This window comes from Janthinobacterium sp. SUN176, assembly GCF_030587335.1.
Lineage (GTDB): Bacteria > Pseudomonadota > Gammaproteobacteria > Burkholderiales > Burkholderiaceae_D > Janthinobacterium > Janthinobacterium kumbetense.
The window spans coordinates 1282799-1303845 of the sequence record NZ_JAPWIA010000001.1 but is presented as its reverse complement, the minus strand read 5'-3'; the positions used below and the strand labels follow the sequence as shown (position 1 = coordinate 1303845).

Below are 21047 nucleotides of genomic sequence, written 5' to 3'. Positions count from 1 at the left end.
AACACTACCTGTTTACTGCGCCGCCACTTTCGCCGGCTCCGCCACTACCGGCGTCATCTTCAGCGAACGGCTGAGGAAGCCCCAGCGATCGGCCACTTCTTCGATCTGCTTGGTCGTCGGCTTGCCGGCGCCGTGGCCGGCCTTGCTGTCGATGCGGATCAGCACGGGCGCCGCGCCGCCTTGCGCTGCCTGGGCAGCGGCGGCGAACTTGAAGCTGTGGGCAGGCACGACGCGGTCGTCGTGGTCGGCCGTCGTGATCATGGTGGCTGGATAGCAACCGCCCGCCTTCAGGTTGTGCAGCGGCGAGTATTTCACCAGCGCCTTGAACTGTTCGGCATCGTCCGACGAACCGTAGTCAGGCACCCAGCCCCAGCCCACGGTGAACTTGTGGAAGCGCAACATGTCAAGCACGCCCACCTGCGGGATCGCCGCGGCGAACAGGTCGGGACGCTGCGTCATGGCCGCGCCCACCAGCAGGCCGCCATTGCTGCCGCCGCCGATGGCCAGCTTCGATGGCGAAGTGACCTTGTTGTCCACCAGCCATTGCGCCGCGCCAATAAAGTCGTCGAACACGTTTTGCTTGTTCAGCTTGGTGCCAGCCTGGTGCCAGGCTTCGCCGTATTCGCCGCCGCCGCGCAGGTTGGCCATCACGTAGACGCCGCCCATTTCCACCCAGGCAAGATTTGCCACGGAGAAGCTCGGTGTCAGCGAAATATTGAAGCCGCCATAGCCGTACAGATAGGTCGGGTTGGAACCGTCGAGCTTCATGCCTTTTTTCGAGACGATGAACATCGGCACCTTGGTGCCGTCGCGGCTGGTGAAGAATTGCTGGCGCGTTTCAAAGGCGTTCGGGTCGAAATCGACCTTCGGCTGGCGGTACACGCTGCTCTTGCCCGATTTCATGTCGTAGCGGTAGATGGTCGCTGGCGTCGTGAAACTGGTAAACGAGTAGAACGTTTCCGTGTCGCCACGCTTGCCCGCAAAGCCGCCGGCCGAACCGATGCCCGGCAAGGCCACTTCGCGCACCAGCTTGCCGTTCAGGTCGACGATCTTGATTTGCGTTTGCGCATCTTTCAAGTAATCGAGCACCAGCTGGTTGTTGATCAGGTTGACGGCAACGAGGGTTTCCGCGCTTTGCGGCACGATTTCCTTCCAGTCGGAGGGCAGCGGTTTGCGCGTGTCGATGGCGATCACGCGCGATTTCGGCGCCTTGTTATCCGTCTTGAAGAAGAACACGGGGCCGTCATTGTCGATGAACGAGTACGATGCATCGAACGCTTCCAGCAAGCCCACCACCTTGGCGTTCTTTTGGCGCAGGTCCTTGTAAAAAATGCGGTTCTTGCGTTCCGTGCCTTGCGTGGCCGTGATGATCAGGTAATTGCCGTCGTCGCTGACGGTGCTGCCGCCAAACGCCCATTCCTTCTGGTCGGGACGGTCGAAGACGAGCACGTCGTCGCTTTGCGGCGTGCCGATTTTATGGAAATACAATTTCTGGAAGTAATTGATATCGGCCAGCTTGGTCGCTTCGTTCGGCGCGTCATAGCGGCTGTAGAAGAAACCGGTGTTGTCCTTGGTCCACGAAGCGCCGGAGAACTTGGCCCACTTGATGTGGTCCGTCAAGTCCTTGCCCGATTCGATGTCGCGCACCTTCCACTCGTTCCAGTCTGAACCGGACGCGGACGTGGCATACGCCAGGTACTTGCCGTTCGGGCTGATCGAAGTGCCGGCCAGCGCCACCGTGCCATCCGTGGACAGGGTGTTCGGGTCCAGCAGCAGACGCGGCTCGTCCGTCAGTTTTTTCACCGTGTACAGCACGGCCTGGTTCTGCAAGCCGTCATTGCGGCTGTAGAAGTAACGGCCGCCCTGCTTCGTTGGCGTAGAGAAACGCTCATAATTCCACAGCTTGGTCAGGCGCTGCTTGATCGCGGCGCGCTCCGGGATGGTGCCCAGGTACGATTGCGTCAGCTTGTTTTGCGCCGCAACCCACTCGCCTGTCTCGGCGCTGTTGGCATCTTCCAGCCAGCGGTACGGATCGGCGATGGTGGTGCCGAAATAGCTGTCTTGCTGGTCGACTTTTTTGCTGACCGGATACGTCACGGGTGCGCCATCGCCGGCCGGGCACGATGGCATCGCGGCGCTTTGCGCCAGGGCATTGCCACCGAAGGCGGCCATCAAGCTGAATATGAGGGTTGCACTACGTAATTGCATGGGTTGTTGTCTCATTGTTGGATGTCGAGGAAAGCAGGCCGCCTGCATGCGCGGCGGCTGCCCATATTGACTTTCGCCAAGAGAAATCATAGCGCGGATTGCCACTTTTAAAGCACAGTTATCCGGTGGATTTACCGTCTTTTGTTTGGGGAATTTACATGAATGACCATGATAAATCTCGCTTTCGCCGGAATCGGCAAACTGACGTTCATGCAAGAAACATTATCAAAAACAAAGTCGTTTCATCAAGCCGTCATAAATCTTCTTTACTATCGGCAACATGTTCATGGCCCGTCCAGAGGCCGTGCCGCCACATCCGCCTATGCACACTCTCGCCCTCCCCACCGCCACCGCCGCGCCGCCCGGCGCGGTGCCATCGAATGTGGCTTACCTGAAGCCGCCATCGGTATCCATGAGCATCGAAGGGACGGATGCCTTGCACGAGATCATTGCGGGCCGCAAGCTCAGCGCGCTGTTCCAGCCCATCATCCACATGCACAGCGGCGACATCATCGGCTACGAAGGCTTGATACGGGGGCCGTCCGACAGCCCATTGCACGCGCCGATGAATCTGTTCAAGGTGGCGCGCGCGCATGACCTGACCCTGGAAGTGGAGCACCTGTGCCGGCAAGTGGTGCTCGAACGCTTCGCCGAACTGCAACTGCCGGGCAAGCTGTTTCTCAATGTCAGCCCCGAATGCCTGTTGCTGCGCAATGCCCGCCATGGCGAGACCCTGGAATACATCGAGCACATCGGCATCAATCCGGACCGCGTCATCATCGAGCTGACGGAAAACCAGCCCACGTATGACTACGAGCTGATGCGCGAAGCGGTGCTGCATTACCGCAACATGGGTTTCCAGATCGCCATCGACGACCTGGGCGAGGGTTTTTCCAGCCTGCGCCTGTGGTCGGAACTGCGCCCGGAATACGTGAAAATCGACATGCATTTCATCCAGGGCATCAATAATGACCCTGTGAAACTGCAGTTCGTGCGCTCGATCCAGGAAATCGCGGAGAAATCGGGCACCCTGGTGATCGCCGAAGGCATCGAAGCGCAGACGGAATTGCTGGTCTTGCGCGACCTAGGCGTGGCGTTCGGACAAGGCTATCACCTGGGCCGGCCCAACGCGGTGCCGGCGCGCGCCCTGCCGGCCGAAGTGGTGCAGGCGCTGGGACGCAACGGCGTGGCCGTGTATCCGCAGCGCAGCAGCCTGGAAAAGAATGGCGCCAGCATCCGCAAGCTGCTGCACCGCGTGGCGGCCGTTTCGCCCGAGAAAAACAATAACGAGGTGTACGATATTTTCCTGAAAGACCCGAAGCTGATGATCATTCCCGTCGTCGACGATGGCGTGCCGCTGGGCCTGATCAGCCGCTTCGAGATGATCGACCACTTCGCCCGTCCCTACCAGCGCGAACTGTATGGCAAGAAATCGTGCAGCCTGTTCATGGATGCCACGCCCCTGATCGCCGACCACGAGACGAGCTTGCAGGAACTCAGCTACACCATGGTGCAATCGAGCGCCCACCATCTGTTCAACGGTTTCATCATTACCGAACACGGCCGCTACCTGGGCATGGGCACGGGACACGACCTGATGCGCGAAATCACGCAGATGCAGATCAACGCGGCCCGCTATGCCAACCCGCTCACGCAACTGCCCGGCAACGTGCCCATCAACGAGCATATCGACCGCCTGCTGCACAGCGGCAGCCGCTTCTGGGTCTGCTATTGCGACCTCGACCACTTCAAGCCTTTCAACGACGTGTACGGCTACCGCAAGGGCGACGACGTGATCCAGCTGACGGGAGAAATCCTCAGCAGCCACTGCGACCCGAACCGCGACTTCATCGGCCACATCGGCGGCGACGATTTCATGATCCTGTTCCAGAGCGAAGACTGGGAAGCGCGCTGCCAGGCCATGCTGGACGACTTCGCGGCCGCCATCCTCGCCTATTACAGCACCAGCGATTGCGAACGGGGCGGCTACATCAGCGAAGACCGGCAAGGCAAGAAAGTGTTTTATTCCCTGATCAGCCTATCCCTGGGCGTCATCAAGGTCGAGGCGCACCAGTATTACACGCACCACCAGATTGCCACGCAGGCGGCGGAAGCGAAGAAGCAGGCGAAGAAAATCCACGGCAACAGCCTGTTCCTGGACCGGCGGCAAGGCGCGGGCGCGGCGCGCATGGATGCGTAACCAGGGGCACTAGTCAAAGCTGGACGGCGGCAGGCCAGGCGCGCTCAAATACGCACGAGGTCGCCAAACGCATTGCTGCTGCGGGCATCGGGCACGAATGCCAGGCTGATGCGTGCCTCATCGCGGCGCGCCAGTAGACGGTAACTGCCCGCAGGCACGTCGACGAACAGGCCGCCATATGCCGTGTCCGGTTCCAGGCCGCCGCCGGTGACGTCTTCCCCGGCGCCGATGAAGACGCGGCCGGAGACCACGGCCAGATGCACGACCACATGCGGCTCGGCAAGTTCGGCGTGCAAGGCGATGTCATACGCGCCGTCGCCGCCGACGTTGAAAAACGCTACCTGCCCCGCGTTCACGGCCGCCAGTTCCGCACTGGGAATACTCCACCAGTCGCAGTCATCTTCCAGCTTGTGGCGCAAGAGGGCCGGGTCGAACACGCACAGGGTGGCCGTGCCGGTCACAATGCTGACGGAGGGGCCTGCCGTCATGCCGCCAGCGGCGCCGGTCCCAGCAGCGGCTGGCTTTCCACGTACTGCGCACTGGCTTGCGCCTGCCATGGAAAATGGCCATCGCGCGACGGCCAGACGATCTGGTACACGGTAAACTCGTCACCCTGGTAATACCAGCGCGCATAGCCGACATAGTTGCGGTATTGCTCGACGGGCACGCGCACGAAGGCGCACTGATGGCCCTTCAGCAAGACGTCCGTGGTGGCCGTGAAATCCGTGATGGCGCCGCTGCGCGCGGCGTCCAGCGCCACGTCGAGTATCTGGTGGGCCACGGCCCGCGGCAAGCCCATGATGAGAAATTCGGGCTGGCCAAAGCTGTGGCAGGCGCCTATCGTGAAGGCGTAGCCGGGGCCCTCTTCATCGGCACTGATATGCACGCCATGCCAGCCATGCGTGGCGATGTCGTCGATGACTTTTTGCTCGGATGCATCCTCGCCTGCCTGCCTTACCATGTTCCGCCTTTCACTGTGCCAAAAACCACGCCGCCTTCGCGACATTCCTGCCAGCAATTATCGCACGCAGCCCGCGTCCGCGCCCACGCTTCAGTCGCGCGGTGGCCGTGGCGACCGCGGCGGGGAACGCACCTGGTGCCATTGCCGCATGCGCTGCTGCGCCTCTTGCAGCTGTGCCGGCTCCAGCCTGGAGGCAGCCGCTTCCCGCGCCCTGGCCGCCCCGCTATCGCCGCCCTCGGCCGCCAGCGCCAGCCACATATAGCCGCAAACGGGATCCTTCTCCACGCCGCGCCCGCTGTTGTACATGCCGCCCAGGTTGTACTGCGCCAGCGCATGGCCCTGGCCGGCCGCGCGCGCATACCATTGCACGGCCAGGCCATCGTCTTGCGGCACGCCGTGACCGCTTGCATACATGACGCCCAGGTTGTTTTGCGCGCTGGCATCGCCCTGCTCGGCCGCCGTGCGGTACCAGCGCACGGCGCACACCTCGTCGCGCTCCACGCCCTGGCCATTCGCATACATCACGCCCAGGTTGAACTGCGCATTCGACGCGCCCTGGGCCGCCGCCCTGGCATACCAGTCCAGCGCCTGGCGCAGGTCGCGCGCGACGCCCCGCCCGCCTGCAAACATGCCGCCCAGATTGTATTGCGCCATGCAGTGACCTTGCAGGGCGGCACGCCGGTACCAGACGACGGCGCGCGCCTCGTCCTTGTCCACGCCCTGCCCCCGCGCCAGCATCAGGCCCAGGTTGAACTGGGCGTCGGCGTCATCCTGCTCGGCCGCCCGCTGCAGCCAGGCGTAGGCGCGCAGCTGATCGGGCGCCACGCCCAGGCCTTCCGCATACGCCACGCCAAGTTGCCGCTGCGCCACGGCCAGGCCCTGGGCGGCGGCCTGGCGGAACCAGGCCAGCGCCTGCGTATCGCTTTGCGCCACGCCCTGGCCCCGCTTGTAGACGAGCCCCAGGTTCAGCTGCGCCTGCGCATCGCCCTGCAAGGCTGCCTTGCGGAACCACGCCAGGGCCAGCGCATCGTTCTTTTTCGCGCCCAGGCCTTGCGCATAGGCTTCGCCCAGCAAGGATTGCGCGCTGGCCACGCCCTGTTCGGAGGCGCGGTAAAACCATGCCAGGGCCAGTTCATCGCTCTGCAGCACGCCCCGTCCCTTGCGGTACATCTGTCCCAGGTTTTGCTGGGCCGAGGCATCGCCCTGCGCAGCCGCGCGGCGAAACCACAGCACGGCGTCCTCGTCGCTCTGCGCCACGCCACGGCCGTGGTAATACAGGGCGCCCAGGTGGTTTTGCGCGAACGCCAGCCCTTGCAGCGCGGCCAGCCGTAGCCAGACAAAGGCGCGCGCATCGTCCTGCGCCACGCCTTCGCCCTTCTTGTACATCAATCCCAGATTGAACTGGGCGTAGGCATTGCCCTGCTCGGCAGCCGTGCGGAACCAGATATACGCCTCGTGGCTATCTCTGGCAGTATGGTGCTTGTCCATGTGCGCCCCCATCCACATTGCGCTTGCTGGCAGCACGCGCAAAACGGCGGCCCAGGGCGGCGAAATCATGTGTTGCTTAAATTTTAAATTCGATGCGGGGGAAGGACTTGAGCAGGCTCAAACGAAATAACAAAATTATATCGTTTTGATGAGCCCGCTTAGGCAGGCATGGCGCTCAGCGGCGGGATGGGTGTTTTTGCAGGAATTGCGGTACCTTGGCGGCGGCCAGCTTGTTCAGCGACACGAGCAAGTCCGCGTCGACGTCGGCGATGCCATAGCTGCTGCGCAAATGGCGGCCGATATGGATCAGCACCTGGGCCGCCACTTCCGCATCGGATTCGGCCCTGTGGGCAGCGCTCTTGAAGGCGATGCCCAGCTGGCTGGACAGCAAGCCCAGCTTGTAGCTGGCCATGCCGGGAAACACGCGGCGCGACAGTTTTAATGAACACACGAGCGACTGGTGCGCCGGTGTCAGGTTCAGCCTGGCGCTTTCCGCGCGCAGGAATTTTTCATCGAAGCTGGCATTGTGCGCCGACAAGGCATCGCTGCCGATAAAATCCAGCAGCTGCGGCACCACCTCAGCCACGGGCGGCGCCTTGTCCACCATCGCTTGCGTGATGCCCGTCAAGCCCGTGATGAACGAGGGGATGCGCGCATTGCAGTTGATCAGGGTCACATAACGGTCCGTGATCTGCCCGCCCTCGATGCGCAGCGCCGCCACTTCCGTGATGCGGTCGCCCATGTCGGGCGACAATCCGGTCGTCTCGAAGTCGATCATGACGATCGGTTTGTCAAACACATTCATGGGGCGCTCTTTCGTGGGTGCAACAGTGGGGGTATCGATAAAATGCGCAGGGCAAGGCGCCGTGTCGCAGACAGTACACCAGTACGGCAAGACGCGGCAACGCCGCCATGCACATTTTATCAACCAAATTTACGCACGGCGTCCAGCGCCAAACCCGCACCGATACTGCCGAACAGATCACCCTCGACCTTGCGCGCGGCCGGCACCAGGGCTGCGATCTTTTCACGCAGCAAGCGCACGCCGCTCGAACCGCCCGTGAAGAACACGGTGTCGACGGCTTCCGGCGCCACGCCCGCGTCGCGCAGCAGACGCAGCACGGTTTCTTCCACGGAACCGCACAGGTGGCCGATGGCCTCGTCGAACTGCGTGCGTTTGAGCAACAGACTCTGCGCGGGCGACAGGCGGTCCAGTTCCAGCTGCACTTCGGCCGCGTCGGACAGGGCAATCTTGCCCTCTTCGACTTTCATGGCCAGCCAGTGGCCGGCGCGCTCGTCGATCAGCTTTTGCAAACGGCCCATCTTGTCTTGCTCACGCGCATCGCGGCACACGTCGGCCAGCTGCACCCAGATCTTCTTCGTGTACGCCAGGTTGATCGTGTGCCAGGTCGCCAGGTTGAAATAATAGCTGGACGGCACTTCGCTATTGTTATGCAGGCGGCTGCCATAGCCCAGCAGAGGCATGACGGACGACAGGCTCAGGTATTTATCGAAATCCGTGCCGCCGATGTGCACGCCGCCGGTGGCGAGGATGTCGTCGCGCCGCTCGGTTTTCTTCGCCCGTTCCGGCGACAGGCGCACCAACGAAAAGTCGGACGTACCGCCGCCGATGTCGGCGATCAGCACCAGTTCTTCCTTGTCGATTTGCGACTCGTAGTCGAACGCGGCGGCAATCGGCTCGAACTGGAACGCGACGTCCTTGAAACCGACGGAGCGGGCCACTTCGGCCAGGGTATCCTGCGCCAGCTGGTCGGCTTGCGCATTGTCGTCGATAAAGAAGACTGGACGGCCGAACACGGCGGACGAGAATTCGCGGCCGGCGGACTGCTCGGCGCGGCGTTTCACTTCGCCAATGAATTGCGCCAGCAACATGCGAAATGGCAAGGCGCGGCCACCCACTTCCGTCTGGCCATCGATGAGGCTCGTGCCCAGCAAGCTTTTCAGCGAGCGCATCAAGCGCCCCTCGTAACCGGCCAGATAGCCGGCCAGCGCCGCGCGGCCAAAACTGACTTCCTCGTCTTCCGCATTGAAGAAGACGACGGACGGTAAGGTCGTCTTGCCATCTTCCAGGCCGAGCATGGTGCTCTGCCCGGGACGTGCCCAGCCTACCGTGGAATTTGACGTGCCGAAATCGACGCCGCAAGCATTGGCCATGTCGACCCTTCCCTGAATAAAGGGGCGTTATGTTATCAGAAGGCAGGCTATTGCACCAGCAAAACCCATTCGACGGGGTCAACAGCATAAACTTGCTTTGCATCAAGTAGCGGCCGCGCGCAAAAGCTACTCTTGGGAAATGAATGCCGAGCAACTCGGCCAGCTCCCGGAGACCCATCGTGCCCCTCGCCCGCCTGCGCCACCCGCGCCGCCTGCCCGCTGCTTTGCTGCCTGCTACCGTGCTGGCGGCCTTCCTCGTTTCCCTGGCCGGCTGCGGCGGCGGTTCCGCCGATACCCAGGCCGGCGCCGGCTGCTCGCTGCACAGCACGGCAGGCTGCGGCGGCAGCCCGCCGCCCACCGTGCCGCCCGTGAAGCCGCCGGTCACCCCGCCCGTGACGCCCCCCGTGATTCCTCCCGTCACGCCGCCCGAGCCGGCCAGCCTGGCCAGCGCCGTCAACCTGGTCTTTTCCAGCACGGAACTGGCCTCGGCGGGATTGGCCGGCAGCGAAGTGGCCGTCACGGCCCTCGTCAAGGATGGCGCCAATCTCGCCTTGCCAAACGCAAAGATTTCCTTTGCCGCCGATTCCGGCATCCTCGGCAGCGTCGACGCCGTGACGGACAAGAACGGCCAGGCGCGCGCCCTGCTGGGCACGGGCGGCGCCAACAGCAACCGCAGCATCACCGTGACGGCGACTGTCGGCGTGCGCAGCAGCAAGGGCACGGTGGCCGTGACGGGCAGCAGCGTGGAAGTGCTGGGGCCGGCCGCCCTGATGCTGGGCCAGGGCGCCGACCTCACCGTCACCGTGCGCGACTCGGCGCGCAAACCCGTGGCCGGCGCCGCCATCGCCTACAGCACGGGCGCGGGCAACGGCGTGCGCGTCAAGGATGGGGGCGCGGCGCTCAGCAATGCGCAAGGCCAGCTGGTGCTGCGCCTGACCGCTGGCAGCCTGGGCAAGGATGCCGTGTCCATCAGCGCGCTGGGCGCCGCCGCCACGCAAGCGTATGCCGTGGCCGGCAGCGACCTGCGCCTGAGTCCGGCCGTGGGCCAGGACGCCAGCGGCGCGGACGTGCTGCCGGAAGTGGCGACCCTGGCGTGCCAGCCCATCGACGCGCGCTATGACAAGGCGGGCGTGCCGCAAGCGGGCAGCGCCAGCCTGTCGACCTCGCGCGGCAGCCTGTTCAGCGACAGCGCCTGCAGCCAGGCCTTGCCTGCCAGTTTGATTTTTAGCAATGGCAACTTGCCGCGCAGCTATGTGCAATCGGCCAACGCGGGCGTGGCCACCCTCACGGCCGCCGTGGCGGGCGGCCCCTCGGCCCAGACGCGGCTGGAATTCGTCGCGCCCCTGAGCGGCGCCAGCAAGCTGGCCGTGCAAGCGGACCCTGCAGTGCTGCGCGCGAATACGACCACTTCGGCGGCATCGGCCGACAACGTCAGCACAAGTATCAGCACAATCAGCGCCGTGGTGCGCGATGGCGCGGCCAACAACCTGGTCAAGAACGCGCCCGTGCTGTTTTCCATCTTGAGCGACCCCAGCGGCGGCTACCTGCGGCAGGCGGGCCGGGTGCTGACGGGCAGCGATGGCCTGGCGCGCGCCGTGTTTGTGGCGGGGCCAGCCGACAGCGGCCGCGACGGCGTGCTGATCCAGGCCCGCATCGAAGGCGCGCCGCAAGCGGCGGCCACGGCCCTCGTGCGCCTGACGGTGGCGCGGCAAGCGCTGTCGATCAAGCTGGGCACGGGCAGCCTGCTGCGCGAATATTCACCCAGCGTGCTGCAGAAGGACTTTGCCGTGTTCGTGTCCGACAGCGCCGGCAATGCCGTGCCGGGCGTCGCCATCACGGCCGCCGCCTGGCCCAGCCGCTATGCCAAGGGATCTTACGTGTGGCAGGCGGACAAGCCCGAGTTCCCCGACACAGGCGTCTGGCGCCTGGCCCTGCCCCTCTACAGCTGCGCCAATGAAGACGTCTTGCGCAACGGCATCTTTGACGCCGCCTACGACCGCAACGGCAATGGCGTGCTCGATCCGGGCATCCCCCTGACCGTCAGCGCCAGCGGCCTGAGCGACGCGCTGGGCATGGCCACCGTCACCGTCAGCTATCCGCGCAACTATGGTTCCTGGGTGCACGTGGCCCTGACCGTGCGCGGGACCGTCAGCGGCACGGAAGCGAGCGCCACGGCGGAATGGCCATTACCCACGCTGGCCAGCGATTTCAGCGCGCGCCGCGTGGACCCGCCGGGACGCCTCAGCCCCTATGGCAGCGGGCCCTGCGACAGCGCCGATTGAGGAGCAAGCATACCACTTGCCATTCAGTCATATTTTTTGCAACATGAACAAGAAAACAGTCTTGCCATGCGGCAATCTTTTACGCTATGCTCATTCTGCCCGCCCAGGCCGCCACAAGCGGCCGGGCCTGCAGGAATACTTTGAGACAGGTTGCTTGCCAGACCAATATGCGAAAAAAGAATACTGTAGCCCGGACACCCAGCACCGCCAGCCGCGCCATACCGGGCGCCGGACGGCGCGTGACCTCGTATGACGTGGCCTTGCTGGCCGGCGTGTCGCAATCGGCCGTGTCGCGCTGCTTCAAGCCGGGCGCCAGCATCTCGCAAGCCACCCACGCCAAGGTCATGCAGGCGGCCATCAGCCTCGACTACATCCCCAACGCGGCCGCGCGCAGCCTGATCACGCGCCGCTCGAACCTGGTGGCCGTCATCATTTCCAACCTGGCCAATCTGTACTATCCGCAAGTATTGTCCGACCTGAGCCAGCACATCGCCCGCCAGGGCAAGCGCCTGTTATTGTTTACCCTGGAGCGCGAAGCGGATATCGGCAAGGCCCTCAGCGATGTGTGGCAATACCAGGTCGACGGCGCCGTCGTGGCCGCCTGCCTGTCGGATGAGCAGATGGCCGAATTCGGCCGGCGCGACGTGCCCCTGGTGCTGTTCAACCGCAGCCCGCGCGAGCACGCCGTGCACGCCGTGCTGTGCGACCAGGGCGAAGCGGCGCGCCTGCTCGTCTCGCGCCTGGCCGAAGCGGGCCACCGCCAGTTCGCCATCATCGACGGCCCCGGCGATTCGGCCGTCGCGCAGGAGCGCAAGGCCGGCATGCTGGACCGGCTGCTGACCCTGGGCTTGCCCGCGCCCATCGTCGTCAGCGGCAACTACGACTACGCCAGCGGCGGACGGGGCTTGCGCAAGGTCATCGACCGCCTGGGCCGTGTGCCGGACGCCGTCATTTGCGGCAATGACATCATGGCCATCGGCTGCCTGGACACGGCGCGCCACCAGATGGGCATCCAGGTGCCGCTGCAAATGTCGGTGGCCGGCTTCGACGCGCTGGAAGCGTCCGGCTGGCTCAGCTACGACATCACCACCCTGCGCCAGCCCGTGCAAAAGATGGCCGCCGATGCCGTCGCCATGCTGGGCGAGCTGATGGAACGGCGCGGCGGCAGCGCCGAGCGGAGACGGTATTGCTCGTATCTGGTGGAAGGGAGTACGGCCAGACTGACCAGCGAACCGGCGTATATGGCGCAGCGCCTGGGAATAATGGCCGCCGCCTGAAAAACGCCCGTGGCGTTGTTGCCGGGGTTACTCTTGTCCTTCGCCGTACTCGCGTACTGTCTTCGGGGCGGCGCCTAGCCACAGGCGTTTTTCCGACGTTAACTCTGATCCCCCAGAAACCTTGCACATAAAAAAACCTCGCATCGCTGCGAGGTTTTTCACTTGCAAGACCAGGGAATCAACCGAAGATCTTGCCCTTGAGCATATTCAAGCCCTGGCTGACGAGGTCGTTGCCTTCCGGCACCTGACCGTCCGGGGTCAGCTTGTCGATCAGCTGGGGCAGCAAGGCTGCCAGGCCGCCCGAGGCCGCGTCCGGGGCGACGCCCGCTTTTTCAGCGATCTGGGTGATCGTGTCGCTGCCCAGCGCATCCTTGATCTGTTCGCCGGAGACGGGTGCATTGGCGCCCGTGCCGATCCAGCTGGCCACCTGGTCGCCCAGGCCGCTTTCCTGGAATTTCTGCAGCAGGCCGGGCAAGCCGCCATGCTGGTTGACCAGGTCCATCACGCTGGCCATCAATCCCGATGGGGCTTCCCCGTCAGCACTTTTATTGCCCAAAGCGCTCATCGCCTGTCCTGCAAGTTGATCTAGCAAACTCATCGTATTCTCCTGAACGCTATCGATTGGTGCCGCGTGACCGCGGTGTCCGGCATGGCGCAGACCATTCTCCGCCATGGAAATCATTATACTATGAATAATAACAGTGACATAATTACAATCTCAAGGCGAACGCACAGACGGCCTCACTGTCGAGGCGCCCACCTCCATCATATTTAGTTCAGCACAACTTGCAAGCGTAAATTGACGGTTCTCAAAAACGTGTAGAATTAATTTTCCCACTTACTGAGGAGTATCAACACATGAACATCAATAAAGCGGTAGACAAGGCTTACGAAAAAAAGACGTTCAAGGAAATCGCTGATGCACCCGTCGATGCGCTGCAAGGCGTGAGCGAGAAGGATGCGGAGCTGCTCAAGCAGGCATTCAATATCAAGACCGTGCGCGACCTGGCAAACCTGAAATACTCGAAGTGGGCGCGCGCCATCGTCACCCTGGCCGATACGGAAGAATAGACCGGGCCATGCCTCAGGCATCCCCGTCAGCACAGCCCGCCCCAACCGGCGGGTTTTTTGCTTCAGGCCGGCGGGCGGCTGGCAAGCCGATAGCCGCGCGGAGGCGCCATTGGCCACGCCGCTGACCCTGCCCGGCATCTGCTGGCCCCTGCACGCGAGCACGGGCCGTCTTGCCGTCACCACGTCCCACATCACGGGCCATTTTCGCGCCGGCGCGGGACTGGACGCCATCATCGTGTGCGATCTGCTGCCCGCTGGAAAATTTCGCAATGGCGCGGCGCGCCAATGGTGCCGCACGCACCAGTGCTACTGGGGCACGCAAGCCGATCTGGCCGCCTGCCCATCCACGCAGCCCATGCAGTGCCGCCAGCACGCCCGCCCCATGGGCTATGTGCTGTATCCGGAATTGTTCGACCCCACGCAATTCCACGCCAGCACCCTGCGCCTGGGCAATGATGGCCTGCTGCAACTGCGCGCCCGGGCCAATGACGGCGGCGCCCTGTTCAGCCGCGACCTGCCAGCCCTGACCATCGACTGCCGCGCCCTGCCCGGCCTGTTTCCTCCCGACATAGTGCAACTGAATGTCACGCCGCCCGCCGCGCAGGCGTTCGCCGCCGCCTTGCAGGCTGGCGCGCCGCTGGGCTGCAGCGACTGCGCCCGCTGCGGCCACCCGCACCTGGACCTGGGCGACTTCGCGCTGGCGCCGCACCGGCGCCACAGTTGCGGCCATTGCGGCCACGACGCCTCGCACAGTCCCACGGCCATCGTCTCGACGCCCTTGTGGCGGCTGCGCCAACGCTACCCGCACTGGTTCTGACGCAATGCTTCCGAAGGTGCGCCCGCCCACAGTCGGCCCGGCCGCCTGTGCGTAGACTGGCCCCATCGCCACCAACAGGAATAGCGCCATGCCGCACACCCCGCCACATGACGACAATAATCAAGCAGGCGAGGAAGGCGACTTGTCCGACCTGCTCAGCGAATTGCGCATCCTCTTGCCGGGCGCGCAGATGCTGACGGCCTTCCTCATCATCCTGCCCTTCAACGGCGGCTTCGCGAAGATCGTGCAGGCGGAAAAAATCGTCTTCCTGCTGACGTTTTTCCTATCCATGACCAGCCTGGTGCTGCTCAGCGCGCCAGCCATCCAGCACCGCGTGATGCGCCCCCTGCAAGACCGCGAGCGTTTCAAGCGCGTGGCCGACCGCATCATGATGTGCGGCGCCTTTTCCCTGGCGCTGGCGTTCATCCTCGGCACCAATCTGGTGATGTCGGAAGTGTTCGGCCACGTCGCAGGCATCGTCGCCTGCGTGCTGATGGGCACGCTCATCATTTGCATGTGGTGGTGGCTGCCCTTGCACTTGAAGCACGGCAAAAAGATTTAAGCGGCCACGCCCGCCTGCTGCAGCAAGGTTTCCCGGAAAATCCCCACCAGCGGACGCAGATTGACCTTGTGCCAGGCCAGCCACAATGGCGTGCGGTAGCTGAACCACGGCAATTCCCTCACGACGACGCCGGCCGGCGCGTGCTGGCGCAGGCTGTGCTGGATCATGGCCATGCCCAGTCCGGCCGCCACCAGGCCCAGCGCCGTCAGCGGCTCTGTTGCTTCCATGCGGATATCGGGCGTAAAACCGGCGCGCGCGCAGGCGGCGATGAAGTTATCGTGTTTCAGCACGCTTTCCTTGTGCAGCACGGCGATCCACTCCTGGCCCGCCAGGTCGTCCGGGGTCAGCTGGGCCTTGGCCGCCAGCGGATGCGTCGCGGGCAAGGCCAGCAGCATGGGGTCGCTCAGCACTTGCGCGCAATCGAGGTCCGCGTCGTTCGGCAGCGGCGGCTCGCACAGCAGCGCGATATCAAGGCTGCGCTGGCGCAAGCCCTCGATCTGCTCGGCCGAATGCAGGTTGTACAGGGCCACGTGCACTTGCGGCCGCGTGGAGCGCAAGGCGCGCAGCCCCTCCGGCAAGACGCCCGCATGCATGGCGTTTTCGATGTAGCCTATGCACAGGCCCCCCTCGTCGCCGCGCCCCAGGCGTTTCGCCAGCGCTTCCAGGCGGTTCCCGTGGGTAATGAACGCGCGCGCTTCGGCCAGGAAGGTGTGGCCGTCGCGCGTCAGGCGGATGCGCTGGGCGCTGCGCTCGAACAGGGTCAGGCCCAGCCGGTCTTCGAGCTGGGCGATCTGCCGGCTCAGCGGCGACTGGGAAATATGCAGGCGCTCGGCGGCCCGCCCCACGTGTTCTTCCTCGGCGACGGCGATGAAGTATTGCAATTGGCGTATGTCCAGCATGTCAGACCTTTCAGGACTCAAGTTACGCCAATTATGTCTTGGACAGGCTTAACTTGTCCAGCTATTCTGTCTGCACTGACTCACTCATTGAAGGAAAACACCATGACAATCAAACACTTACTGACAGGCAAATTGGGTTTCGGCACGGCGCCGCTGGGCAATATGTTCCGCAACATTCCGGAACAGGAAGCGCTGGCGACCGTCGACGCGGCCTGGGAATCGGGCATCCGCTACTTCGACACGGCCCCGTTCTACGGCGCCGGCCTGGCCGAGTTGCGCCTGGGCGCCGCCCTGAAGCAGCGCCGCCGCGACGATTACGTGCTCAGCACCAAGGTCGGCCGGCTCATCCTCGACGAACTGGAAGACCCGGCCGCCCGCGAACTGGGCGAAAAAGGGGGCTTGTTCGAATTTGGCCGCAAGAACAAGATCGTCGATGACTACTCGGCCGACGCCACCCTGCGTTCGATCGAAGACAGTTTGAAACGTCTGGATACGGACCGCCTCGATATCGTCTGGGTGCACGACATCGCCCAGGATTTCCACGGCGACAACTGGCTGGCGCAATTCGAGATTGCCCGCACGGGCGCCTTCCGCGTGCTGACCCGCTTGCGCGAAGAAGGCGTCATCAAGGCCTGGGGCGTGGGCGTCAACAAGGTGGAACCGCTGGAACTGACCCTGGACCTGGCGGAAGCCCAGCCGGACGCCTTCTTGCTGGCCGGCCGCTACACCCTGCTCGACCATGAACGTGCGCTGCAGCGCCTGATGCCGGCCGCGGCAAAACAGAACGTCGACATCGTCGTGGGCGGCCCCTACAGCTCGGGCATCCTGGCCGGCGGCGCGCACTTCGAATACCAGAAGGCTTCGCCCGAAATCATTGCCAAAGTAGAACGTATCAAGGCGATTGCTGCGCGCCACGGCGTCAGCGTCAAGGCTGCCGCCCTGCAATTTTCCTTGGCCAATCCGGCCGTGGCTGCCGTGATTCCCGGCGCCAGCCGTCCGGAACGCCTGGCCGAAGACCAGCAAGCGTTACACGCCGTCATCCCCGCCGCCTTCTGGCACGACATGCGCGCCGAGCAACTCGTGTCGCCATTCGCCCCGCTGCCAACCGGCGCCAACTAATAGATAAGGAATGCAGATGGCACACACCACCACCTCGATCGACATCGCCGCCACGCCGGCGCAAGTATGGCAACTGATCGGCGGCTTCAATGCCCTGCCCGACTGGCTGCCCTATATTCCCAGCAGCACCTTGAGCGCAGGGGGCCGCATCCGCCACCTGGCCAACCCGGCCGGCGACGTCATCGTCGAGCAACTGGAAGCGTACGACAACACGGCGCGCAGCTACAGCTATTCCATCCTGCAGGCGCCGTTTCCCGCCGCCGATTACCTGTCGACCCTGAAAGTGGAACCACTTGCCGGCAGCGATGGCGCGCGGGTCACCTGGTCGGGCCGCTTCACGCCCGTGGGCGTGAGCGAGCAGGAAGTGACGGACCTGTTCCACGGCATTTATGTGGCGGGACTGGAAGCGCTGCAGCAATCGTTAGCGAAGTAATACGCAAGGAAGACCATTTCCGCCACAGCCAGGCTTTCTTCGCTCTCCCTGTGGCGGAATCGCGCCGATTCCGTGTTATCGTTAACAACAAGAGCAATCGCTGTTGTGTGCAGTGCAGCAGATTTTAGCCGGCGCCCTGCAGAGCTTGCCCGAATCTCTTACAATGTTGTCTTTGGGCAGCTCTTCTAGCCCGAAAATACCGGCCATCCGTCGACTCTGGTGGCGCATTGCCACCTCCGGCTGGGCTACTGCGCGCCCCTCCGCCCTGTCATTCTTTACCCAACTAACAAGAACATGCACGCCTCCGTAGATCCCCTGATTCCGCGCGTCACCGCGCCTTTTGGCGCTGGATACGCCGACCTGGCCCTGGCCATCGGCGGCCTCGCCATCGGCACGGGCGAGTTCGCCTCCATGAGCATCCTGCCCGTGGTGGCCGACGACCTGGGCACGACCTTGCCGCAGATGAGCCACATGATCAGCGCCTACGCGCTGGGCGTGGTCATCGGCGCGCCCCTGATCACCATCTTCCTGGCGCGCATGCCGCGCCGCCTGATGCTGATCTGTCTGATGCTGATGTTCGCTGGCGGCAACTTGCTCAGCGCCATCGCCCCAAATTATGGCTTGCTGGTGGTGGCCCGCTTCGTGGCCGGCATTCCGCACGGCGCCTACTTTGGCGTGGCGGCGCTGGTGGCGGCCGCGCTGGCCGAACCGGACCGGCGCGGCCAGGCCGTGGCCCGCGTCCTGATGGGCTTGACCGTGGCGAATATCTTCGGCGTGCCGCTGGCAACCTACATCGGCCAGACCCTCGGCTGGCGCTCGGCCTTCCTGCTCGTCGCCGCGCTGGGTTTGCTGACCATGCTGATGGTGCGCATCTTCGTGCCCATGGTGGCCGCCGGCGATTCCAGCCCGCGCCGCGAACTGGGCGTGTTCCGCCGCCTGCAAGTGTGGCTGACCCTGCTGATGGTGGCGATCGGCTTCGGCGGCATGTTCGCCGTCTACACGTTTATTACGCCAACCCTGCTGGAAGTGACGAAAGTGTCGCCGCTCGTCATTTCCATCTTGCTGGCCATCATCGGCATCGGCATGACGGTGGGTAATCTGATCGGCGGCTGGCTGGCCGACCGCTCGCGCCTGTGGACCATCTTCGGCGTGCTGCTGTGGAACGTGGCCGCGCTGGCCGCCTTTACTTATACCAGCAGCAATGTCTGGTTGACGGCGATCAACCTGTTCGCCATCGGCGCCGGCATCGCCGTCGCCCCGGCCGTGCAGACGCGCTTGATGGACGTGGCCGGCGACGCGCAAACCGTGGCGGCCGCCCTCAACCATTCCGCCTTCAACATCGCCAACGCCCTGGGCGCCTGGGCCGGCGGCATCGCCATCGCCATGGGCATGGGTTTGCGCTCGACGGGCTGGGTGGGCGCCATGCTGGCCTGCGGCGGCATCGTCGTTCTCGGCATCTCCGTGCTGGTGGAAAACCGCAGCCGGAATGTGAGCGGCGCGCAGCCGGCTTGATGCTGACGAGAGCGGCAGCCTGCCCAGGCAGCCGCTCTGTTGCCAGCGCTTAATCTTCGATGGCAAACGCCACCGCCGCCTCGCAATGAATGGCCGTGGTATTAAATAGCGGCAAGTCCACATCGCCCTGCTGGATCAGCAGCGGTATCTCCGTACATCCCAAAATCACGCCCTGCACGCCTTGCCGCCGCAGTTTCTCGATGATGGCGAGGAAAATCTTCCGGCTGGCGTCGGTAAAGATATTCTGCACCAGTTCCGTATAGATCAGGTCGTGGAGGATGTCCTGGTCGGCCGCCTCGGGTGTCACCGTGGTGATACCGCGCTGCTCCAGCGCATCGTGATAAAAGCGGCCCGCCATCGTCTGCTTGACGCCAAGCAAACCCACCTTGCGTATGCCCGACTGCTGCACCCGCTTTGCCGTTTCCTCGACGATACTGATAAAAGGCAAGCCGATCCGCGGCACGACGGCCGGCGCGAAACGGTGCGCGCCATTCGCGCACAGCAGGAAGAAGTCCGCGCCCATGTCTCGCAGGCGCTGCCCTTCCCCGACAAGGAATTGCTCAATGGCATGGGAATCGGGCTGCGCTGCGTGCGCGACGAAATCGGCCTGGTCCATGCTGACCAGCATGATGCGCGCGCTGTGTGCTGGCCCGATGCGCGCCACCAGCATTTCATTGAGAAGCCGGTAGTACTCGAGGGTCGAAGCCCAGCCGATGCCGCCAAGTAAACCGATAGTCTTGTTTTGCACATTATTCCCAGCGAAAAGAATTGCGCAAATTATACGATAGCGGCCGCCCGCCACGCGCATGCCGACCTTAGGCGTCGATCCACGCAAACAGCGCCTTGTCCGGCGTGGCGGATTGATGCCAGATCGATTGCAACTCCATCGGAAATCCGGCCAGATCGAAGGGATTGACATCCAGCCCGGCCCATGGCGCCGTCTGCGCCCATGCCACCGCGATATCGGCCAAGTCGTCGGCCGTCAGCCGCTCGAGAACCTGCCCCATGGCATGCGCAAACACGTAAAGCTCACGCCCCGGGATAGACACGGGCCTGATGGCAGGCGCTTCCGAGTGGGTCAGCAATTGCCCCAGCGACGCAAAATCTAGTTCGCCGGGCAAGGCAATGCCCGTGACGGGAAAGGAATCGAAGGCATCCTGCCAGCTGGCACATGCGTGCATCTCGGCGTCGGAACAGACAAAAATATCGATTTTTTTCATATTGCAGCCATTTGGCACAATCAAACGCTTGCCGCATCATGTTGGCTGGATGTCTCGCGGCTGTATTCGCGCTCGAACGCGGCCAGGCTATCCGCCTGCGCCCACAGGCTGGCGATATAGCGGAATTCATCCTCGAATGGCTGCTCGAAATCGGCTACATCCGTCGCATACTCGCAATTGCGGCTCAGCATGACCAGCCAGTCGGGATAATCGAGCGCCGGGTACAGGCGGGTAAAGATGGCATCGAGCGACGCCGCGCTTCCCGGCCCGCCAGGTAGGCGGCGCGCAGTTCGACGATGTATTTTCCGGCCAGGAATTGTTCACTGAGCCGCTGCGCTCCCCGGTAGCGCGCGATGATGGCCTCGGCCAGCGGCAGCACCTCGTCGCGGCCCTGGGCGCTGGCCAGCAGCACGACTTCCAGGTCGTCGCCTTCCTGGTCGAGGCGCAAGCGCTCCACGGCCCAGTCCACGCAGCGGTCCGTCGGGCCATCGCCATGGCGCAGCTGAAAGCATTCCAGCTCAAGTTCCGTCAATTGTTCCATTGTTATTTTTCCCGTGCGCATAAATGGACGTCAATGCACATAATGATTCGACTCCGGCCCGGCCAATTGCCATAAACGGCGAACGGTGCCCGGCACGCGGAACGAAGAGTATGGCTGGCATATTATACGACGGACAGTGGAAAGCCCGTGCCGGATAATGAGCGGGAGGAATGGGAACGCTTCGATAGAAAAGAGAGGGAGGAGCGATTAATTACACTGCCGCATAGCGGGGAATTTATTCGGGACAGGAAAAAAACGATTCACAAAAATGGAAAATCCAGG

21 protein-coding genes are annotated in these 21047 nt (G+C 63.5%); 9 read left to right on the top strand and 12 right to left on the bottom strand.

Annotated features, from left to right (window positions below; translation table 11 throughout):
* Nucleotides 1–12 precede the first annotated feature (12 nt).
* Complete coding sequence (locus O3299_RS05820) at nucleotides 13–2208, bottom strand: prolyl oligopeptidase family protein (RefSeq protein WP_289909705.1); 2196 nt, start codon at nucleotides 2206–2208, stop codon at nucleotides 13–15.
* A gap of 412 nt (nucleotides 2209–2620) precedes the next feature.
* On the opposite strand from O3299_RS05820, the gene O3299_RS05815 reads away from it, so the two are divergent.
* Nucleotides 2621–4408, top strand: coding sequence for a GGDEF domain-containing protein (locus O3299_RS05815; protein ID WP_289911435.1), 1788 nt, complete (start codon nucleotides 2621–2623; stop codon nucleotides 4406–4408).
* A 44-nt stretch (nucleotides 4409–4452) separates the two neighbouring features.
* Here O3299_RS05815 and O3299_RS05810 read toward each other — a convergent pair whose 3' ends face one another.
* The 5 genes from O3299_RS05810 to O3299_RS05790 form a co-directional block, all read right to left on the bottom strand.
* On the bottom strand, nucleotides 4453–4896 hold the full coding sequence (locus O3299_RS05810; protein WP_305061740.1) for a DUF6386 family protein: 444 nt from the start codon (nucleotides 4894–4896) through the stop codon (nucleotides 4453–4455).
* Nucleotides 4893–5369 carry a DUF4262 domain-containing protein gene (locus O3299_RS05805; protein WP_251348931.1) on the bottom strand — a complete coding sequence of 159 codons (477 nt, stop codon included), beginning with the start codon at nucleotides 5367–5369 and terminating at the stop codon, nucleotides 4893–4895. The genes O3299_RS05810 and O3299_RS05805 overlap by 4 nt, the downstream gene beginning before the upstream one ends.
* Before the next feature lie 90 nt (nucleotides 5370–5459).
* Nucleotides 5460–6857, bottom strand: coding sequence for a tetratricopeptide repeat protein (locus O3299_RS05800; RefSeq protein WP_305061739.1), 1398 nt, complete (start codon nucleotides 6855–6857; stop codon nucleotides 5460–5462).
* A 175-nt stretch (nucleotides 6858–7032) separates the two neighbouring features.
* A complete protein-coding gene (locus O3299_RS05795; protein ID WP_171985014.1) occupies nucleotides 7033–7662 on the bottom strand; it encodes a PolC-type DNA polymerase III in 630 nt (209 codons plus the stop codon).
* A gap of 119 nt (nucleotides 7663–7781) precedes the next feature.
* On the bottom strand, nucleotides 7782–9032 hold the full coding sequence (locus tag O3299_RS05790) for an Hsp70 family protein (protein ID WP_034781446.1): 1251 nt from the start codon (nucleotides 9030–9032) through the stop codon (nucleotides 7782–7784).
* Between the two features lie 179 nt (nucleotides 9033–9211).
* Here O3299_RS05790 and O3299_RS05785 point away from each other — a divergent pair, with 179 nt between their 5' ends.
* Complete coding sequence (locus O3299_RS05785) at nucleotides 9212–11314, top strand: Ig-like domain-containing protein (protein ID WP_305061738.1); 2103 nt, start codon at nucleotides 9212–9214, stop codon at nucleotides 11312–11314.
* Between the two features lie 239 nt (nucleotides 11315–11553).
* Nucleotides 11554–12591, top strand: coding sequence for a LacI family DNA-binding transcriptional regulator (locus tag O3299_RS05780; protein WP_257218619.1), 1038 nt, complete (start codon nucleotides 11554–11556; stop codon nucleotides 12589–12591).
* A 178-nt stretch (nucleotides 12592–12769) separates the two neighbouring features.
* On the opposite strand, the gene O3299_RS05775 is transcribed toward O3299_RS05780, so the two are convergent.
* Nucleotides 12770–13189, bottom strand: coding sequence for a YidB family protein (locus tag O3299_RS05775; protein WP_034751100.1), 420 nt, complete (start codon nucleotides 13187–13189; stop codon nucleotides 12770–12772).
* A gap of 260 nt (nucleotides 13190–13449) precedes the next feature.
* Between O3299_RS05775 and O3299_RS05770 the strand changes: the two genes are divergently transcribed.
* The 3 genes from O3299_RS05770 (at nucleotide 13450) to O3299_RS05760 (ending at nucleotide 15041) form a co-directional block, all read left to right on the top strand.
* A complete protein-coding gene (locus O3299_RS05770; RefSeq protein ID WP_034751103.1) occupies nucleotides 13450–13662 on the top strand; it encodes a hypothetical protein in 213 nt (70 codons plus the stop codon).
* A 109-nt stretch (nucleotides 13663–13771) separates the two neighbouring features.
* Nucleotides 13772–14479, top strand: a complete 708-nt coding sequence (locus O3299_RS05765) for a hypothetical protein (RefSeq protein WP_305061737.1) — start codon at nucleotides 13772–13774, stop codon at nucleotides 14477–14479.
* Nucleotides 14480–14567: 88 nt separating this feature from the next.
* Nucleotides 14568–15041 (top strand): DUF6328 family protein, encoded by a 474-nt coding sequence (locus O3299_RS05760; RefSeq protein ID WP_305051803.1) that lies wholly within the window; start codon nucleotides 14568–14570, stop codon nucleotides 15039–15041.
* Here the strand turns inward: O3299_RS05760 and O3299_RS05755 are convergent.
* Nucleotides 15038–15940 carry a LysR family transcriptional regulator gene (locus tag O3299_RS05755; RefSeq protein ID WP_305061736.1) on the bottom strand — a complete coding sequence of 301 codons (903 nt, stop codon included), beginning with the start codon at nucleotides 15938–15940 and terminating at the stop codon, nucleotides 15038–15040. The genes O3299_RS05760 and O3299_RS05755 overlap by 4 nt on opposite strands.
* A 102-nt stretch (nucleotides 15941–16042) precedes the next feature.
* Between O3299_RS05755 and O3299_RS05750 the strand changes: the two genes are divergently transcribed.
* From O3299_RS05750 to O3299_RS05740, 3 genes are all read left to right on the top strand, one after another.
* Entirely contained in the window at nucleotides 16043–17059 is a 1017-nt protein-coding gene (locus O3299_RS05750; protein ID WP_289898103.1) for an aldo/keto reductase, read from the top strand.
* 16 nt (nucleotides 17060–17075) lie between these two features.
* A complete protein-coding gene (locus tag O3299_RS05745) occupies nucleotides 17076–17492 on the top strand; it encodes an SRPBCC family protein (RefSeq protein ID WP_099664170.1) in 417 nt (138 codons plus the stop codon).
* A 294-nt stretch (nucleotides 17493–17786) separates the two neighbouring features.
* Nucleotides 17787–19004, top strand: a complete 1218-nt coding sequence (locus O3299_RS05740) for an MFS transporter (RefSeq protein ID WP_083299622.1) — start codon at nucleotides 17787–17789, stop codon at nucleotides 19002–19004.
* Nucleotides 19005–19053: 49 nt separating this feature from the next.
* On the opposite strand, the gene O3299_RS05735 is transcribed toward O3299_RS05740, so the two are convergent.
* The 4 genes from O3299_RS05735 to O3299_RS05720 form a co-directional block, all read right to left on the bottom strand.
* Nucleotides 19054–19752: an aspartate/glutamate racemase family protein gene (locus O3299_RS05735; RefSeq protein ID WP_305061735.1), complete on the bottom strand. Its 699-nt coding sequence runs from the start codon at nucleotides 19750–19752 to the stop codon at nucleotides 19054–19056.
* Nucleotides 19753–19819: 67 nt separating this feature from the next.
* Nucleotides 19820–20224: a hypothetical protein gene (locus tag O3299_RS05730; protein WP_305061734.1), complete on the bottom strand. Its 405-nt coding sequence runs from the start codon at nucleotides 20222–20224 to the stop codon at nucleotides 19820–19822.
* Between the two features lie 20 nt (nucleotides 20225–20244).
* Complete coding sequence (locus tag O3299_RS05725; RefSeq protein ID WP_305061733.1) at nucleotides 20245–20415, bottom strand: hypothetical protein; 171 nt, start codon at nucleotides 20413–20415, stop codon at nucleotides 20245–20247.
* Nucleotides 20409–20765 (bottom strand): hypothetical protein, encoded by a 357-nt coding sequence (locus O3299_RS05720; protein WP_305061732.1) that lies wholly within the window; start codon nucleotides 20763–20765, stop codon nucleotides 20409–20411. The genes O3299_RS05725 and O3299_RS05720 overlap by 7 nt, the downstream gene beginning before the upstream one ends.
* Between the last annotated feature and the right edge of the window lie 282 nt (nucleotides 20766–21047).